Below are 16,489 nucleotides of genomic sequence, written 5' to 3'. Positions count from 1 at the left end.
ATTTATCCTATGGTGGCACTGGAGCTGCAGGTGCTGCAATTGGTTGCCGAACAGCCGGCGCAGCCTGAACTGCCGGCAGAGGTGGTGGTCTGAACCTGGCCGCCCGGGCCTGCAGATTTGGAAACAAAACCGCATTTGGACATGAGTCTGGCAAGATCCTGGCTCTCGCATTCAGGGCATTGGGGTTTTAAGCTGCCCATGACAAGGGTCTCAAAATCCTTGCCGCAGGCATTGCATTTATATTCGTAAATTGGCATTTTTCTTTCCTTGTGGTCTTTCAAGTTTAATAAACAAACTAATATAAGGGTTTAGTCGAATATTTTCAAGTCGGAACTGAAAGATTCACAGGGAAGAATCCCTTGCCCCTGGGAATATATAGGGAGGCAGGCCTTTGATCCATTAACCGGGATTTACCTGAAAATTAATTGCCACGCGGTATACGCTTGCTTTGAACTTAACCTCTGGTTCGGTTATTTTTAACAATTAGCCAAATGGCATGAACCATTCCGGGAATACCGCCTAAAATGGTCAGAACAATATTTAGCCAAAAATGTTTACCAATGCCTACCTGTAGAAAAGCGGCAACCGGCGGGAGTATAATTGCGCATATGATTTTTATGATATCTTTCATTTTTTTCCCCTTGTCTTGTTAAGGTGTTCTATTGTTACCCGGATCTTCCGGTGTGATTAAATCTGCTTTGTTATACGGATTCAATCACACCTGCTGCGATCAGGGGGATGAGAATTTCGTGATGGCCCACCAGGGAGTAACCTTTGCCCCGACCCAGGGTGGGGCGGTTGACCACATTGGTCATGGGCCGGTAATGGCGGATAAAGTCCAGGTTCACGGTGGTAAATTCATCCACATGATGGCCCAGGTTTCGGACCAGGGTAAGTGCCTTTAAAAAGACTTCAGGCAGGATTACAGCAGATCCGGCATTGATAAACACGCCCTTTTCAAGTTTTGAAATTTCTTGGGCCAAGGTGAAAAAATCATCATGGGAGGCCTTGCCGCAGGCAGCCCCGTCAAAATCCGGGTGCATGTGGATGATATCCGTGCCCATGGCCACATGGACGGTGACAGGGAGGTCGAGCCGGGCGCCTGCAGCTGTGAGGCTCAGCTCTTTGAACGGCAGGTCCTGGTCCAGGATAAGCCGGCCCACGGCCCGGCCCAGGCCTAAATCCTCTTTTCCGGCCGATTCAATGGCCTGGTTAAGAAGTTCTGAGGTTTCCCTGGCCATGCCGAAACTGCCGCTGGTAATGCTGTCGGCCACATCTTCACTGGTCTGCCCGGTGAGGGCGGTTTCAAGATCATGGATGATGCAGGATCCGTTCATGGCCAGAACCGAGATAATATTTTTTTCCATAAGGTCAATGAGGATGGGGTTCATCCCGGTTTTGATAACATGACCGCCCATGGCAAAGCAGACCTGGTGTTTATTTTTGGCGGCCTTGGCAATGGCATTGATCACCATTCTGATATCTTTGCCGGCCAGGATGGAGGGCAGGCGGCCGAGAAAGGTCGTTATATTTTCTCCCCGGGTCCAGGGCTGTGCAAAATCATCCTTGGACACCAGGCTTTTTCTGGTGTTAATGGAATAGGTGGCAAGCTTGCTAAAATCCAATCCCTTGGGGTCAGCCATTGACGATTATCCTTTCTGTCAGATCACACAGGATATGGGCCAGGAGGATGTGAACTTCCTGGATTCGAGCCGTCACAGGGGAATCCACACAAAAGGCCATGTCACTCAAGGCCTTTAGCTGGCCGCCTTTGCCTGAAAAACCCACCAAACAAAGGCCCATGTCTTTAGCGGTTTTTGCTGCCTTAATAACGTTGCCGGAGTTGCCTGACGTGGAAATTCCCAGGGCCATATCCCCTTTTTTTCCCAGGGCTTGGACCTGTTTTAAAAAAATATCATCATAGGAATAATCATTGCCTATGCTTGTGATGATGGAGGTGTCGCAGGTGAGTGCGATGGCTGCCAGGGGGGGGCGTTCGATCTGGAAACGGTTGACAAATTCTGCGGCAATATGCTGGCAGTCGGCAGCCGAGCCCCCATTGCCGAACAGCAAAATTTTCCCGCCCCGGTCAAGGGTTTTGGCCATGGCCTGGGCGCATTCCATGACAAGGGGTTCATGATTTTTAAAAAAAATTTGTTTGGCCTGGATGCTATCTTCAAGGCTCTGGCGGATAATGGCCTTCATATGATTCCTTTTTCTGCGGCTTATGCCGACTTAATGGTTTTCCCCCGGCGTTGGCTCTGTGCCTGATCATGAATTTCTTGGATCTCTTCCAGCCGCCGGCTGAACGTTGGGTTGTCTGGATCAAGGGCCACACTTTTTTTGGCAAAGCTTAGGGCAATGGACAGATTTTTTCTTTCAAGAACCATGGCCTTGGCATATCCGGACAGGGCCGTTGCATCCTGGGGGTTGAGTTTTACTGCCAGGTTGAACTGAGCCCCTGCTGACGCAGTTTCTTTTTTATATAGAAAGATCTGACCTTTCATTCTAAAGGCCGCTCCTGATTCCGGGTTGAGGCGCACAGCAGCACTCAGGTGAACCATGGCCTGGTCATATTGGTCCTGCTTGAAGAGCAGGTGCCCTAAAAGCAGTTCGATTTCAAAGATTTCCGGGTTGATCCCATGGGCCTTTCTCAGGTAAACCATGGCTTTTTTTTCATTTTCATTGATTCTGTGAATCAGGCCGATATTGTAAATGACCATGACCTCTTCCGGACTGATGGCCGAGGCCTGCTCAAAATAATTCAGGGCTTTGTCCAACTGGCCGGTGATCCCGTAAGCAACCCCTAAACTGTTGATGAGATTGATGTTTTGGGGTTCAATGGCTAATCCTGATTCATACTCCTGAATGGCCTGCTCGTATTTTTTCAGCTGGTAAAGGCGGTCACCGCTGATATTCAGGGAGACGGCATCAAAGGTTATCATATGGCCGGGGCCGAAAAAGGCCGCATGATCAATGGCCTTGAGGGCATTGCCCAGGATTTTGTCCTGGGTAAAATCATGAAATGGGCAGGGTGCAAGGCCCATGAGCAGGTCCGCCTTGAGCTGGGCGGAAATTTTGTCTTTGAGCAGGGTCAACAGCCTTGTCCCGTCCTGTTTGTCCTTATAATCCCAGAATACCAGGATAAAGGTCATGGTATCCAGGCTTTCCCAGATTCCCCGCTCCTTGTCCAGAACCGAGTGAAAGCAGGCTTCAAAAATATCCCTTGCTTTTTCCCTGGTTTTCTCAGGGGCCCTGGCATCAATCTGGATCACGGCGGCAATGAAATTATCCTTGACGATTTTGGTCTGGGCCATTCTCTGCTCAAAAGCGGTAAACTGGATACTGGGGCTGTGGAGGAGATCTGAAAGATAGGTTTCCGGCGGAAAAAGCGGCTGGGTTTCAGATCCGGTTTTTAAAAAATGAATTTCTTTGGAGGTGAATTTTTTCATCATTTTTTATTCAGTAGACTGTTAAGGGTTAGTAAAAGCAGTTCATCCTGACCCTCTTGGAGGGTCCTTGGATCGATAATAAATTTGTTATCCTCGATCCGGCCCATTACCGGAGGATTTGACGCGCGTAATGCTTTTTCCAGGGCGGATACGGACATGGCCTTGGGCCGTACGGTCACGCACCGGGTGGGCAGTTTCAGCTCGGGAAAAGATCCGCCTCCGGGCCTGGATTCCATGTCGGCCTGCCCGATTTCAGCTTTAGGACCAAGTGCTTTTTCCAGAAGATTGAAAAGGGCCTGGGCTTTTTTGCAGATTTTTTCATAGGGCAGGGTCAGCATTCTCAAGGTGGGGATCTTGGACATGGCTGTCTGGGGATCCTTGTACAGCTTGAGTGTGGATTCCAGGGCCGCCAGGGTCAACTTGTCAATGCGCAGGGCCCGGGTCAGGGGGTTGGCCTTGATCTGGTCAATGGTCTGTTTTTTACCCACGATGATGCCGGCCTGGGGGCCGCCCAGCAGTTTGTCCCCGCTGAATGTCACCACGTCCGTGCCTGCGGCCACCCGTTCAGAGACCAGGGGTTCAGGGGGCATGCCAAAGGGGCTGAAATCAATGAGGGTGCCCGAGCCTAAATCTTCCATAACCGGAATGTTTTTTTCTTTTCCCAGATGAACCAGGTCGGTCAGAGAAACAGAGGCGGTAAACCCTTCAATTTTGTAGTTGCTGGTATGGACCTTGAGAAGGAGCCCTGTCTCTTCTGTGACGGCATCCTGGTAATCCTTTAAATGGGTCCGGTTGGTGGTGCCGACCTCTTTGAGGATGCAGCCGCTTTTGGTCATCACATCCGGTATTCTAAAGGAGCCGCCGATTTCCACAAGTTCTCCCCTTGACACCACAACCTGGGTGCCTTGGGCAATGGTGTTCAGGGCCAGAAGCACGGCACCTGCATTATTATTTACAGCCATGGCCGCCTGGGCCCCTGTAAGTTCGCAGATCAGGTCTTCAATGGCGGCATATCTTATGCCCCGTTTACCCGTGTCAAGGTTGAGTTCCAGGTTTGAATAGGATTGTGAAATTTTTTGGATGTTGTCAACTGAATCCTGGCAAAGCAGGGCCCGGCCCAGGTTGGTGTGGAGCACCACGCCTGTGGCATTGATCAGGGGAATCAGGCGGTTTTTCATGGTTTCTTGGGCCAGGGCGGCGGCAGATGACAGAATGGCATCATCATGGGGCTTTGTGGGGATGTCTGCCAGAATATTTTTCCGGGTCCTGTCAATACTTGTTCTGATGGCTTCAAGGACGACCTTCCGGGGAAGGGTGGAAAACCGCTCATCCTCCTGGGCAATCACCAGAAGGTGATCCACCCCTGGCAAGGTTTTTAATTGCTGCTGTTTATCTGTCATTGGCTGTTCCGTCTTTTGACATAGGGTTTTGGGTGATGGCTTCCAAGGGCAGACCGTCAATTATTTCAGACAGGTCCATCATGTTCAGGTCCAATTGTTTGAGGACCGGCACCAGGCTATGGGTCTGGATCTGTTCAAGATCATATCCGGCAAGAAATTTTTCCATGATCAGATCTGCCAGGTAGACAATGGCAACAAGATCTTGGTTCTCATTTGCTTTTTCAGGGGTATGGTGGTAGCGGATGACCTGGCATAGAGCATCGGACAGCTGCCACTTGTCCGCCAGGATGGCGCCGGCCTGGCAATGGGTGATGCCGAGTATCTTTTTTTCCGAATCAATGAAGCTCTGGTTTTCCTTGCCCAGGGTTCTGAACATCAGGGGGGCTGCGTCTGAAATGAACTGGTCCAGAACAACCTTGCCGATATCGTGAAGAAGACCTGCCGTATATGCTTTTTGCGGGTCGGCTTTTTGGGTCTTTTGGGCCAGTTTTTCAGCCATGGCGCCCATGCCCACGGCATGGAAGAAAAGCCCGCCTTTGCACAATGAGTATCCTGACGGGCCGGTTTGGGTATAATAGGTTTTCACGGCAGCGGTAATCACGGTTTTGACCAGCATGTCTTTTCCCAGGAGGACGACGGCATCTTTAAGGGTGTCAATTTTAATGGTGCCTGCAAACAGGGCTGAATTGCACAATTTCAGAGTCTGGGCGCTGAGCACCTGATCCTGGGACAATTCTTGGGTAATGTCGGAAAGATTCGCCGTTCCCTGCTGGAACATCCTTAAAATTTTCAAAGCCATCTGGGGGATGGGTTTAAGGGTGTCAATGGTCTGAATTATTTTTTCCATGTCCGGTGGATTGAAAACCCCATCATGGGTGAGGGTCTGCTCCCATGCCGGTTTTATCTGGGTGTTTCCGGTATTCATGTCCAGCTCAAGGGTGCAGGTGAAAAATCCTCCGGTTTCGGATGTAAGAATTTCTATGCCCTGGGTTTTTAAGATGGACCGGGCAATGTCTGCAGACCGCCCCCCGATATCCAGGCCCATGTCCTGCTGGGATATGGGACCCACCAGGGCGCCGCCGGCAATGCAGGCTTTGAGATTGCCCGGGCTACACCCCAGGTCGGTCAACGCTTTGATCAGCATGGGAATACCTGTGGAAGCGTATTTTTCAGGTGTATCTGTGGCAGATTTCCCAGGCGGTGCAGGTAAAAGAATATGGATCATGCCTCCGGCGTTGTTTACCCGATCGTACAGGGCTACCCCAAGACAGGTTCTCAGATAGGCCTGGAAAACCAGGTTGGATTTTTTCATTGCCTTGAATTGACCGGCGGCAACAGGTTCGATTGTTGAATAGCTCATTTATGCTTATGGATTATCCTAAATGTAAATTACCATTAGATATCATTAATTCTCAAAAGGATTCAAGCCTTATTCTTTTAAAAAACAGGGCTTGGACGAGTAAAGGTTTGGGAGGGTGGGGTCGATGACTATGATATGAATATCTACGACTTGAATCCAGGGAAAATACCATGAAAATTTTAGACCATTCCATTCAGCTATCATCATTTCATACCGGAGAAGAAGTAGACCTGTTCTACGAGGAAAAGGAGCAAAAGACCATGACCCGGTCAACCCGGGGGAGGGTGTCTGGCCGGCCAATTCCCTGGGGGGGAGGTCAAAAGCGCCTGCCCCTGGGTGTGGTGGACCGGGTGAGCATTTCCCAACAGACCCGCCAAAAAATTCAGTCCCAATACACCTCAAGTTTGGAATCAACATCCAGGGTGAGTCGTACAGATGGAAGCATGGCTGCGGAGTTTGGGCAAAAAGAGCTGGTGGAACGTCTTGTGGGAGGGGTGATGGAACGGGATGTTGTGGCCAGGCAGCTTAGGCAAGGGGATAGGATCGGACCGGCGAACCCTGTGTCCGGTGGATTTGAATCGGTATCTGTTCATGATTCCGGTCAAACGCTTGTTTCCCTGAATCAAACAAAAATACATTTTGAACAGGAACAAATGGGGTTTTCTTCCCAGGGTCAGGTTCACACCCAAGATGGGCGGATGATTGATTTTTCCCTGGAGATGTCCATGGACCGGGCCTATCTATCCAAAACCCAGGAGCAAACCCTTATCCATACCTGGCAGGAAGAGGTCAGTTTTGTGGATCCTTTGGTGATCAGCCTGGACGGCAGTCTGCCGTCATTGACCGACGAACGGTTTGAATTTGATTTGGACAATGACGGGGATTTGGAATCAATTTCCTTTGTTGCCAAAGGCAGCGGATTTTTAAGTTTTGACCGCAACCATGACGGAAAGATCAATAACGGGTCTGAGCTTTTCGGACCGGGGACGGGAAATGGGTTTAATGAACTGGCCGAATTTGACCAGGACAAAAACGGGTGGATAGATGAAAATGATTCTGTTTTTTCTCAACTTTCCGTGTGGACCCGGGATAAAGATGGCAATGATCAGCTGATCTCTTTAAAGGATGCCGGGATAGGGGCTGTCTATCTGGACAATGCCCAGACAGAGTTTTCCATGACCACCATGGATAACCAGGTAAAAGGAGAGGTGAGGCGATCGGGTGTGTTTTTGTTTGAAAATGGCAATGTAGGCGGGATTCAGCAAATTGATCTTGCCGTTCGGGCCTCCGCGGACACGAATACGGTCTCACCCCATGAACAAGGAGACATGCCGGGAAAGGGTGTGGATCCCGATTTGGGTGTTTTCTTTTCTAAATTAGGCCTGGCAGCGCCTGGGGGGAATGAAAGGGAAACACGCTTAACGGAACTCATGGAAGAGATCAAGGCCCTTCGGGAGGAAATTGCCCAGATTTTAGGCCAGGATACTTCCCGGACCCGTTCATTTCAGGGGATACGCAACCAGGCCATGGCATTTTCAAATGCCCGTATCTATGAGATGATTCACCCGGATCCTCTGGGGCTGAAAACATTTCACTCCTGGCAGGCGTGATTTTATGGTTTGATCAGGATTCCCGGTACAGGGCAAGGACTCCGGAGCGGGCCAGTTTTTTAATTCCAAAGGGTGCCAGTTCTTCTAAAAGCAGATCAATGGCATCCTCGTCTCCGGTGACTTCAAATATATAGTGAAGACTGCCCTGGTCCAGAAGTTTTCCACCAAAATCCCGGATCAGGGTTTTGATGCGTTCCTGGTGTTCTGGATTTGCCTTGACGCAGACCAGGGCCATTTCTCTTTTTACTGCTCTTTCCCCGGTCATATCTCGAAGCTTGATCACATTGACCAGCCGTTTGATTTGTTTCATGCATTGTTCAAGCATCAAGGGACTGGTCAGGGTGGTGATGGTGATTATAGACATTTTAGGGTTGGCCGTTGGGGCGCCGCAGATGGTTTCAATATTGCATCCTCTGCCTGCAAAAAGTCCTGTGATTCTGGCTGTGACCCCGGGTTCATTTTCAACCAGCATGGTCAGGGTGATCTGTTTGTTTTCATGGTATCAGGCTGCTTCTATGTCCAGTTCTGTGATGGTTTTATTCCGGCCATTTTCCTTGGCATAGTACAGGGCATTGTCTGCCCTTTCAATCAATGTGTTCAAGTCTTCACCCTTCTTATACTGGGCCACGCCCAGGGAAATGGTGATAGAGCCTATGGGTTCGCCCGAATTCTTGGTCCGCCACCGCATGTTTTGAAGGCTGTGACGGATCTGTTCGGAAAGGATAAATCCGCCTTTCAGGTTGGTTTCAGGCAACACCAGGATAAATTCTTCCCCCCCCCCGAATCTGGCGGCAATATCCTTGCCTTTAATATGGTCCTTGAGGAGTTTGGCCAGCATTTTTAGAACATTGTCCCCGATAAGATGGCCATGGGTATCGTTGACTTTTTTAAAATGATCAATATCCGTGATAATAAGGGTTAAAGGAGAGTCCTTTTCATGGGATAATTCAATAACAGAATCAACAGCCTCATCAAATCCCCGCCGGTTGAGCAGGCCTGTCAGCATATCGGTTTTGGCAGCCTCTTTAAATCCTTCCAGCTCTTTTTTTAAGGCATCTATTTCACTCATGGTCTCATCCATATCCTGTTTCAGGGCGCTGGAGCCTTTGATGATGGATTTGGTTTCGGACATAATACCCTGGGAAATATTTCTGACATCTTCCATGGAAGCGGTTTTGCCCAAATGGCTGGTATAGGCCTCCAAGCGGTTTCCCTGGTCGTTTAGCCGGTCCCCCGAATTGCCCAGGTGCTTGGTCATTTCATTGAGAATGGACTGGAATTTCTTTGTCTTTTTTTCAGCCAGCAGGGTCTGTTGATCCGCAATATATTTTCTGAACCACTTGAGAATCATATCAAAGGGAATAATAGAATCCTTTTTTTCAAATTCCTCAATATCCTTGTTTAATTGGGGGTTCCGGCCAGAGGCATACTCATACCACAAGGCGTAGGATATGGGATTGTAAGGCTGTTTGTGCTTGGCAATTTGTTTTAAGGCCAGGCGCAGATAATTTCCAGTGGTTTCCAAGGTATCGGGATATATATGATTAAGCATGAGTCAACCTGTTAGTAACGATGATTATTCATTAATTTGTTCCCCAATCAGAGCTTCAAGATCTGTCAGGGTAAAAGGCTTTTTAATAAAGGCCGTGCAGGAATCCTGGATTTGATACACGGCATCGTGAACAATTTCGTCCTCTGCGTATCCGGACATGAAAATGACCTTGATGTCGGGTTTGATTTTCAGGATTTTATTGACCATGGCAGGCCCGTCTCCTCCGGGCATGACAATGTCCGAGATGATCAGGTCAATTTTGTCCTGAGCGCTTGAAAAAAAACTTATGGCATCGTCTGGCGTGGCAGCCTCCACCCCATCATATCCAAGTTCCATGACCATGTCTGCGACAAGGGTTCTGGTATGCTCATTATCGTCTACGATGAGTATGGTTTTCCCTTGTACTGATTTTGCTTTTTGACCGGATTTAAGATCCGGCTGGGAACAAGAAAGCGCCTGTTTTAATCGTTTGTTTTCCGCGGAAAGGGCATTGATTTCATCAATCAGCGCCTGCCTGGATTTGGTATCGTCAGTCATAATAATTAAGGTGTTTACCCCAAGAATTTATAATAAATATTATACTGCATTTGTAATTTCCGACTAATGAATATCCATCTGTTATCAGATTCATATCAAAGAAGCAAACCAAAATTTTATCAATATGTTTAATCATGGGGCGGACAGTCTGTTTTCCAGGCCTGCAAGGTTTTCTACCAGGATGAATTGCCCGGAAGTCAAACGAGATAAAGAGATGATAACTCGTTTATCCCGAATATTTTACGACTTCACGGCCTGGGCCTTGCAGCTAAAGCAAACTCAATTCGTGAAATATGCGGGTTGGGATGCTCTTTGTTTTCCTGATTTTTTAAATTTATCCTAGTCTGCGAAATCACAGAGGGTCTGTCCAAGGTCTGCGAAATCACAGAGGGTCTGTCCAAGGTTTTTTGCTGGACATTGTTTTGATTTTCACCGCCATGGCGGAAAATATTGAAAAAGTCCTGCTTGATGCCCCTCTATTTTACCCGGGAAATCTCCCGATGTTTATGGTATGATGTTAAACTTTGATTATAAAATAACGGGTAAACAGGACCAAATTATGCAGAAAAACGGTAAGGATTATATTGTATTTCCCTTGGATTTTCCCTCAATGGAAGAGGCGATATCCCATGTTCGGATTTTGGACGGCCATGTGGGCATGTTCAAGATCGGTCTGGAACTTTTTATTTCCCAGGGCCACTCGGTTGTGGAAACGATCAGATCATTGACCCGGGCTGAAATTTTTCTGGATCTTAAGCTTCATGATATTTCGGCGACCGTTGGCCGGGCCATGACCCGGGTGGCGGATTTAGGCGTGGATCTTATTACGGTGCATTGTTCCTCTTCAATTGATATGCTTGAATCGGCAGTCAAGGCCGGCGGCGGGAATTTAAAGGTCCTCGGGGTTACTTTGCTCACGGACAATGATGCCTCTGCTGTCAAAGCCGGGGGGTTCAAAGAGGCCTATGTGCAGTCTCCCATGGATCTTGTCATGCTCCGGGCAAAGATGGCCGAGGCAGCCGGGTGTGCCGGCGTGGTCTGTTCCGGCAGGGAAACCACCATGATCAAACAGAGCCTGGGCAAGTCATTTTTGGCCGTGACCCCTGGTATTCGGCCGGATTGGAGTTTATTGGCCCAGGATGATCAAAAACGGATCACCACCCCTGGACAGGCTGTCCTGGCCGGCAGTGATTATCTTGTCATCGGCAGGCCCATCAGGGATGCAAAAGATCCTGTCAAGGCCGCTGAAATGGTGGCCCAGGAAGTTGAGATGGTATTACACTCTTTGTAAAAAAAAGCCCGGGCATTTGTCCGGGCTTTTTCTGATGCGTTGGAGGGATTATTCCTGGTCCAGTCCAAATGCCGCGTGCAGGGTTCTGACTGCAAGTTCTGCATATTTTGACAAGATTACACAGGAAATTCTGATCTCAGAGGTGGAGATTAATCTGATATTAATGTTTTCAGAGGCCAGGGCCTCGAACATAGTGGCAGCCACCCCTGAATGACTCTTCATGCCCAGGCCGATGACCGATACTTTGGCAATTTCCGTGGCGGTTTTGATTTCCCCTGCGCCTATTTTTTTGGCAACAGCTTCGGAGATTTCTTTGGCCCGTTCAAAATCATCATTGGTGACGGTGAAGGTCAGGTCGGTTTCGCCCTGGCTCCGGGTATTCTGGATGATCATGTCCACCATGATTTCCGCCTCGGCCAGGGGGCCGAAGATTTTTGCAGAGACCCCGGGCTGATCCGGAACCCGTTTCAGGGTGATCCTTGCTTCATTCATGTCACAGGTAATGCCTGATACAACCGGACTTTCCATATCAGCGCTTTCATTGATAACCATGGTTCCTTCCTCCTCGTTAAATGATGACCGGACATGTACGGGCACATTGTATTTTTTTGCAAATTCTACGGACCTGATCTGGAGCACCTTTGCTCCGAGAATGGCCATCTCAAGCATTTCTTCGTAGGAAATGGCAGATATCTTTTTGGCATCGGGACAGATTCTGGGATCCGTGGTATAGACGCCGTCCACATCTGTAAATATTTCACAGACATCCGCCTTGACGGAGGCGGCAATGGCAACGGCTGAGGTATCAGATCCTCCCCGGCCCAGGGTGGTAATGTCTCCCTCGTCGTCTGCGCCCTGGAATCCTGCAACCACGACAATCTGCCCTTCATCTAGGGCCATTTTTAATTTTTGGCTGTCAATATCAAGTATCCTTGCCTTTCCGGACATGTGATCCGTGTGGATCCCGGCCTGGAACCCTAAAAAGGATTTGGCTTTGTATCCCCTGGCCTTGAGCATCATGGCCAGGATGGCTGCCGTGGTCTGTTCGCCTGTGGCCAGCAATACATCCAGTTCTCTTTTGTCCGGGGCCGATGATGCCTGGTTGGCCAGGGCAATGAGTTTGTCTGTTACTCCGGCCATGGCAGAGAGTACCACCACCACCTGGTCTCCTTGGTCATGGGCTTTTTGCACCCGGTCAGCCACATGGGAGATCCGTTCGATATCTGCCACTGACGTGCCGCCGTATTTTTGAACCCTTAACGACATAATTTCTCCTGAATATTGGGTATCATTCGTTTATTTATAGAATCAAACTGCTTAACAGATTTGTTCCGTGTTGTCCAGACGGAAAAATGGAAATCACCCGGTTAAAATCCTTGTCAAATTCAAACCGTAATTCAAGATCGAACTTAAACCCTGTTTCTTCTAAGAATACCGGCCACTCCACAGCCAGGACCGCATCCTCTCCTAAAAGGTCTTCAATTCCGAGGTATTCAAGTTCCTCTGCATCTGACAAGCGGTATAGGTCCATGTGTACAAGCCGCTTGGACCGGGCAGGATATTCATTGATGATATTAAAGGTGGGGCTGGTGATATAATACCCCTGATCCACCATGAGGCCCTGGGCCAGTCCCTGGACAAAGCAGGTTTTTCCCGTGCCCAGATCCCCTGTGAGGGCGATGGCAAACCCATTGGTCAGGGTTGACAGGTGGGTACCGATTTTACAGCCCAGATCTGCTGTGGTCTGGGCAGATTCAGAGACCAGGCTGATCATGGTTGCAAGTCCTCTATCGCTGCAGGAATCTCATTGACCATGTCAGATGCCAGAAAGCCCACAGCATGGTTTTCAGCCAAGCGGTCTCCGCACAGGCCATGGACGAAAACCGCAGTGAGCGCGGCAGCCTCGGGGGCCAGGCCCTGCCCCAAAAACCCTGCGATCATGCCGGTGAGCACATCCCCCATGCCCCCTGACGCCATTCCGGGGTTGCCCGTGGGGCAGATAAAACAGGTGCCGTCCGGACAGGCGACCAGGGACTGGGCCCCTTTGAGCACCAGGATAAGATTAAATTTTTTTGAAAAGCCTTGGGCAATGGCCAACCGGTCGGCCTGGATTTCTTGGGCTGTTTTATGGGTCAGCCGCCCCATTTCTCCGGGGTGGGGGGTGAGTATGACCGGCGCTTTTGCGGATCGGAAAATATCGGGATCCCCGGCCAGGCAGTTGAGGCCGTCCGCGTCAATAACCATGGGCAGATGGGATTTTTTTACAAGTTCTTTTAAAAGCGTCCGGGTCTGGGGATCTGTGCCGATTCCAGGCCCAATGGCCAGGACCTGCTTGTCTTTTATCTGGTCCAGAACAGGGCCGGCCGCCTTTGCTGACAGACCGCCTGAGTCTGTCTGGGCAAGCCCCAGGGTCATGGGTTCGATCACCATGGGTTCGATCACATCCATGAGTTTTTCAGGAATCCCCAAGGTCACAAGGCCTGCACCGCTGCGCATGGCAGCATTGGCGCAAAGGGCTGCGGCCCCTGTTTTACCCGGCGACCCTGCCAGGACCATCACATGGCCGAAATTTCCCTTGTGGGAAACAAAGGCTCTTGGGGGCAAAAGGCTGGCCACCTCTTTTATCTCAGGTAAAAAAAGCGTTGGGGTTTCAGCCTTGGCAATGTGGCCGGGAATGCCGATGTCAATGATTTCCAGGTCATTGGTGTGAAAATTGCCCGGATACAGGACCTGGCCTGCCTTGGCAAAGCCAAAGGTGGCCGTGGCATCGGCCTCAATGGCCACCCCGCAGACTTTGCCTGTGTCCGCATGAATGCCCGAGGGAATATCCACGCTGAAAACAGGTTTGCCAGACTGGTTCAGGCAGGTGATCACCTCCTCGAAAAAACCTCGGATATCTGAGTTGAGCCCGGTTCCGAAAATCGCATCCACAAAAAGGTCATGGTCCAATAGATGTTCAAAATACCTGTTAAAGGCCGGCGCATCCGGTATCTCAATGAACTGGGAGTCTGGATGCTGGGCCAGAAGGGTTTCTGCCAGGGCCATATTTGCCTTGGCATCCCCTGTGACCCGGTTCCGGTCGGACAGGAGAAAAAAACTGACGCTTACCCCCATTTCCATGAGGTAGCGGCCTATGACAAATCCATCCCCGCCGTTGTTTCCCCGGCCCGCAACAATGGCCACCCTGTGGTTTTCAATGGGGTCGAAAAGATCTACCAGCATTTCCAGGGCGCCTCTTCCTGTATTTTCCATGAGTACCCGTCCCGGGATGCCAAATTCATGAATGGTCTTTTGGTCCATGGCCTGCATCTGTGCTGCTGTGACAAGGATCATGGCTGAGTTTCCTTTTTTACTTGAACAGGTTATAAAATTCATTGCCCATAGGGCGTTAAAGCCTTTTACCTGAGGTTAAAACTACCATTTGGCATAGTGTTCTTCAACCACTCCGCCTGTGTTTTTTAAGACAAGGGTCTGGCCGGATTTTAAGGTGATTTCTCCTTTGAACCGGCCGCAGGGCTGGATAAATCGGCTGGCCAGAACAATGAAATTGTCATTGGCCTGGCGCATGCCTTCCGGGGTAAACCTCAGCTTTATTTTCGGCTCAGTTGATACGATCTCCCAGGGAGCTGTCGGATTTTTGGGATCATAGGAAAAGTCCACGGCCGATACCGGCTCAGGCTTCCCGTTGATCCACAGGGTATTTTCCAGTCTCCCGTTTTCATACACCCCCTTTGAAAAATTAAACCCAATGGCCTGTGTCTCATTTGTATCCGTTTTATCCCGGGTCTGTCCGGCCCCGCAGGCCCAGTTCCAAAAGGTCTGCCGGGGATAGGCCCCATGGGTCCAGTCAAAAATGGCAAATCCTGTTTCAGGGGATAAAAAATAGTGTTTATCCCCCATCTTGATATGGCCTTTGGCGCTCAACCCGGCAGCCTTGGTGGTAAAGGCGTTTTTACCGCGGCCCATGTCCATGGGGAAATGCATGGGGGCAAACCCTGAGTCGGGCGGGAAAATATCAATATCTGCGGTCAGGTTTTTTTCTTTAAGGTTGACCTTGAGTTTTCGCTGGGGACGGCACCCTGAAATCTCAATGAGGTTTTGACCCCTTTTAAACCAACAGGTGCCGGATTCCGGATTCCGGTCATACCGGACCTGGTTTGTGGGAAGGCCCACCTTTGTATATTCCACCATTTTTTTGGTCTTTCTGTCAAACCCGAAACAGAATCCAGAGGCTGCATATCCGAGGTGGACAACGGCTGCCCCGAAAAAAATATCGTCGGATACAATTCCGGCATAGCACCAGCGTTTTTCTTTGAATGCATTTTTGAATTTTTGGGGCAGGGGCAGGCCAACCAGGCCTGAGGTGTCTTGACGGTTAAAAGGGCCGGACCAGGGGTGAACAAGACTCATGATCTATCCTCCATGACTTGTTGATATCTGAAACAGGAGACCAAATGGTCATTGACCATGCCTGTGGCCTGCATATGAGCGTAGATAATGGTGGAGCCTGTAAATTTAAATCCCCGCTGTTTTAAATCCTTTGAAAAGGCGTCACTCTCTTTTGAGGTGGCAGGAATCTGCTCCATGGCGGTGAATGAATTTATTTTCTGGCAACCATCCACAAATCTCCAGGCATAGGCATCAAAGGATCCGAATTCCTCCTGGATTTTTAAAAAGGTCTGGGCATTGGTCACGGCTGAATTGATTTTAAGCTTGTTTCTGATGATAGAGGGATTTTGGATCAGGGCCTGGATCTTGTCCGGGGTAAACCGGGCCACCTGGTTGGGATCAAAATCGGCAAACGCTTTTTTATAACCGTGGCGTCGTTTTAAAATGGTGAGCCAGGACAAACCGGCCTGTGCCCCTTCCAGAATCAGAAATTCAAAAATTTTTCGATCGTCATGGACAGGGACGCCCCATTCGGTATCATGATAATGAATGTAGTCTTGATCTGTTGTGGCCCAGTCGCAACGCTCCATGGCTTTTCCTTTTAAATTTATGGTTCCGCCCTTTTTTGATCTATACAATAATCTTTGGGGTAATGCCACCATAAAAGCCTGATTCAGGTGAGGTACGGGCTTGACTTGGGGACGGTCTTTAGATAGAGGATAGGAATCAAAAATACCCCCATTATCTGTTTAATATTCAGGAGAGCATATGCTCAAATTTTTTAACCGGGAAAAATTTATCATTTTATTGACCATGCTTTTGCTCAACGTCATTGCCGCCCCCTTTTTTTCCAATACCGGCTATTTTTTCCCTTTCAAAGAGTGGTACGGTCTCCTTG

17 protein-coding genes are annotated in these 16,489 nt (G+C 49.4%); 2 read left to right on the top strand and 15 right to left on the bottom strand.

Features of this window, described 5'->3' with window-relative positions:
* Window positions 1-2: 2 nt before the first annotated feature.
* The 7 genes from HUN05_20085 to HUN05_20055 all read right to left on the bottom strand — a co-directional run bounded on the left by HUN05_20085 (window position 3) and on the right by HUN05_20055 (window position 6,212).
* Complete coding sequence (locus HUN05_20085; GenBank protein WDP87144.1) at window positions 3-257, bottom strand: zinc ribbon domain-containing protein; 255 nt, start codon at window positions 255-257, stop codon at window positions 3-5.
* Between the two features lie 197 nt (window positions 258-454).
* Window positions 455-631, bottom strand: coding sequence for a YqaE/Pmp3 family membrane protein (locus HUN05_20080; protein ID WDP87143.1), 177 nt, complete (start codon window positions 629-631; stop codon window positions 455-457).
* 70 nt (window positions 632-701) lie between these two features.
* Window positions 702-1,643: a deoxyhypusine synthase family protein gene (locus HUN05_20075; protein ID WDP87142.1), complete on the bottom strand. Its 942-nt coding sequence runs from the start codon at window positions 1,641-1,643 to the stop codon at window positions 702-704.
* Window positions 1,636-2,205 carry a D-sedoheptulose 7-phosphate isomerase gene (locus HUN05_20070; GenBank protein WDP87141.1) on the bottom strand — a complete coding sequence of 190 codons (570 nt, stop codon included), beginning with the start codon at window positions 2,203-2,205 and terminating at the stop codon, window positions 1,636-1,638. Before HUN05_20070 ends, HUN05_20075 begins: the two co-directional genes overlap by 8 nt.
* A gap of 20 nt (window positions 2,206-2,225) precedes the next feature.
* A complete protein-coding gene (locus HUN05_20065; protein ID WDP87140.1) occupies window positions 2,226-3,455 on the bottom strand; it encodes a tetratricopeptide repeat protein in 1,230 nt (409 codons plus the stop codon).
* A complete protein-coding gene (locus HUN05_20060) occupies window positions 3,452-4,852 on the bottom strand; it encodes an L-seryl-tRNA(Sec) selenium transferase (GenBank protein ID WDP87139.1) in 1,401 nt (466 codons plus the stop codon). Before HUN05_20060 ends, HUN05_20065 begins: the two co-directional genes overlap by 4 nt.
* Window positions 4,842-6,212 (bottom strand): HDOD domain-containing protein, encoded by a 1,371-nt coding sequence (locus HUN05_20055; protein ID WDP87138.1) that lies wholly within the window; start codon window positions 6,210-6,212, stop codon window positions 4,842-4,844. Before HUN05_20055 ends, HUN05_20060 begins: the two co-directional genes overlap by 11 nt.
* A 170-nt stretch (window positions 6,213-6,382) precedes the next feature.
* Between HUN05_20055 and HUN05_20050 the strand changes: the two genes are divergently transcribed.
* Window positions 6,383-7,822 carry a hypothetical protein gene (locus tag HUN05_20050; protein WDP87137.1) on the top strand — a complete coding sequence of 480 codons (1,440 nt, stop codon included), beginning with the start codon at window positions 6,383-6,385 and terminating at the stop codon, window positions 7,820-7,822.
* A gap of 13 nt (window positions 7,823-7,835) precedes the next feature.
* On the opposite strand, the gene ilvN is transcribed toward HUN05_20050, so the two are convergent.
* Genes ilvN through HUN05_20035 form a run of 3 tightly spaced genes read right to left on the bottom strand, consistent with a single transcriptional unit; the run spans window position 7,836 to window position 9,911 of the window.
* The gene (ilvN, locus tag HUN05_20045; protein WDP87136.1) at window positions 7,836-8,294 is read right to left on the bottom strand and encodes an acetolactate synthase small subunit; all 459 of its coding nucleotides are present in this window, start codon (window positions 8,292-8,294) and stop codon (window positions 7,836-7,838) included.
* A gap of 30 nt (window positions 8,295-8,324) precedes the next feature.
* Window positions 8,325-9,374, bottom strand: coding sequence for a GGDEF domain-containing protein (locus HUN05_20040; protein WDP87135.1), 1,050 nt, complete (start codon window positions 9,372-9,374; stop codon window positions 8,325-8,327).
* A gap of 24 nt (window positions 9,375-9,398) precedes the next feature.
* Entirely contained in the window at window positions 9,399-9,911 is a 513-nt protein-coding gene (locus HUN05_20035; GenBank protein ID WDP87134.1) for a response regulator, read from the bottom strand.
* 559 nt (window positions 9,912-10,470) lie between these two features.
* On the opposite strand from HUN05_20035, the gene pyrF reads away from it, so the two are divergent.
* Window positions 10,471-11,202: an orotidine-5'-phosphate decarboxylase gene (gene pyrF / locus HUN05_20030; protein ID WDP87133.1), complete on the top strand. Its 732-nt coding sequence runs from the start codon at window positions 10,471-10,473 to the stop codon at window positions 11,200-11,202.
* A gap of 48 nt (window positions 11,203-11,250) precedes the next feature.
* Here the strand turns inward: pyrF and HUN05_20025 are convergent, their stop codons facing one another.
* From HUN05_20025 to HUN05_20005, 5 genes are all read right to left on the bottom strand, one after another.
* The gene (locus HUN05_20025; GenBank protein ID WDP87132.1) at window positions 11,251-12,468 is read right to left on the bottom strand and encodes an aspartate kinase; all 1,218 of its coding nucleotides are present in this window, start codon (window positions 12,466-12,468) and stop codon (window positions 11,251-11,253) included.
* A 34-nt stretch (window positions 12,469-12,502) separates the two neighbouring features.
* Window positions 12,503-12,976, bottom strand: a complete 474-nt coding sequence (tsaE, locus tag HUN05_20020; GenBank protein WDP87131.1) for a tRNA (adenosine(37)-N6)-threonylcarbamoyltransferase complex ATPase subunit type 1 TsaE — start codon at window positions 12,974-12,976, stop codon at window positions 12,503-12,505.
* Window positions 12,973-14,535 carry an NAD(P)H-hydrate dehydratase gene (locus HUN05_20015; GenBank protein ID WDP87130.1) on the bottom strand — a complete coding sequence of 521 codons (1,563 nt, stop codon included), beginning with the start codon at window positions 14,533-14,535 and terminating at the stop codon, window positions 12,973-12,975. The genes tsaE and HUN05_20015 overlap by 4 nt, the downstream gene beginning before the upstream one ends.
* Before the next feature lie 81 nt (window positions 14,536-14,616).
* The gene (locus tag HUN05_20010) at window positions 14,617-15,612 is read right to left on the bottom strand and encodes a DUF2804 domain-containing protein (protein WDP87129.1); all 996 of its coding nucleotides are present in this window, start codon (window positions 15,610-15,612) and stop codon (window positions 14,617-14,619) included.
* On the bottom strand, window positions 15,609-16,181 hold the full coding sequence (locus HUN05_20005) for a DNA-3-methyladenine glycosylase I (protein WDP87128.1): 573 nt from the start codon (window positions 16,179-16,181) through the stop codon (window positions 15,609-15,611). The genes HUN05_20010 and HUN05_20005 overlap by 4 nt, the downstream gene beginning before the upstream one ends.
* Window positions 16,182-16,489 lie beyond the last annotated feature (308 nt).

This window comes from Desulfobacter sp. (assembly GCA_028768545.1).
GTDB lineage: Bacteria > Desulfobacterota > Desulfobacteria > Desulfobacterales > Desulfobacteraceae > Desulfobacter.
The sequence above is the reverse complement of the archived record's forward strand: the minus strand, read 5'-3'. Positions and strand labels throughout refer to the sequence as shown.

What these genes read in the sequence shown, in the direction of transcription:
- HUN05_20005 (WDP87128.1), bottom strand. Translation starts at nt 16,181, where the DNA reads ATGGAGCGTTGCGACTGGGCCACAACAGATCAAGACTACATTCATTAT.
- HUN05_20010 (WDP87129.1), bottom strand. Translation starts at nt 15,612, where the DNA reads ATGAGTCTTGTTCACCCCTGGTCCGGCCCTTTTAACCGTCAAGACACC.
- HUN05_20070 (WDP87141.1), bottom strand. Translation starts at nt 2,205, where the DNA reads ATGAAGGCCATTATCCGCCAGAGCCTTGAAGATAGCATCCAGGCCAAA.
- tsaE (WDP87131.1), bottom strand. Translation starts at nt 12,976, where the DNA reads ATGATCAGCCTGGTCTCTGAATCTGCCCAGACCACAGCAGATCTGGGC.
- HUN05_20050 (WDP87137.1), top strand. Translation starts at nt 6,383, where the DNA reads ATGAAAATTTTAGACCATTCCATTCAGCTATCATCATTTCATACCGGA.
- HUN05_20075 (WDP87142.1), bottom strand. Translation starts at nt 1,643, where the DNA reads ATGGCTGACCCCAAGGGATTGGATTTTAGCAAGCTTGCCACCTATTCC.
- HUN05_20035 (WDP87134.1), bottom strand. Translation starts at nt 9,911, where the DNA reads ATGACTGACGATACCAAATCCAGGCAGGCGCTGATTGATGAAATCAAT.
- ilvN (WDP87136.1), bottom strand. Translation starts at nt 8,294, where the DNA reads ATGCTGGTTGAAAATGAACCCGGGGTCACAGCCAGAATCACAGGACTT.
- HUN05_20080 (WDP87143.1), bottom strand. Translation starts at nt 631, where the DNA reads ATGAAAGATATCATAAAAATCATATGCGCAATTATACTCCCGCCGGTT.
- HUN05_20055 (WDP87138.1), bottom strand. Translation starts at nt 6,212, where the DNA reads ATGAGCTATTCAACAATCGAACCTGTTGCCGCCGGTCAATTCAAGGCA.
- HUN05_20040 (WDP87135.1), bottom strand. Translation starts at nt 9,374, where the DNA reads ATGCTTAATCATATATATCCCGATACCTTGGAAACCACTGGAAATTAT.
- pyrF (WDP87133.1), top strand. Translation starts at nt 10,471, where the DNA reads ATGCAGAAAAACGGTAAGGATTATATTGTATTTCCCTTGGATTTTCCC.
- HUN05_20060 (WDP87139.1), bottom strand. Translation starts at nt 4,852, where the DNA reads ATGACAGATAAACAGCAGCAATTAAAAACCTTGCCAGGGGTGGATCAC.
- HUN05_20085 (WDP87144.1), bottom strand. Translation starts at nt 257, where the DNA reads ATGCCAATTTACGAATATAAATGCAATGCCTGCGGCAAGGATTTTGAG.
- HUN05_20015 (WDP87130.1), bottom strand. Translation starts at nt 14,535, where the DNA reads ATGATCCTTGTCACAGCAGCACAGATGCAGGCCATGGACCAAAAGACC.
- HUN05_20025 (WDP87132.1), bottom strand. Translation starts at nt 12,468, where the DNA reads ATGTCGTTAAGGGTTCAAAAATACGGCGGCACGTCAGTGGCAGATATC.
- HUN05_20065 (WDP87140.1), bottom strand. Translation starts at nt 3,455, where the DNA reads ATGATGAAAAAATTCACCTCCAAAGAAATTCATTTTTTAAAAACCGGA.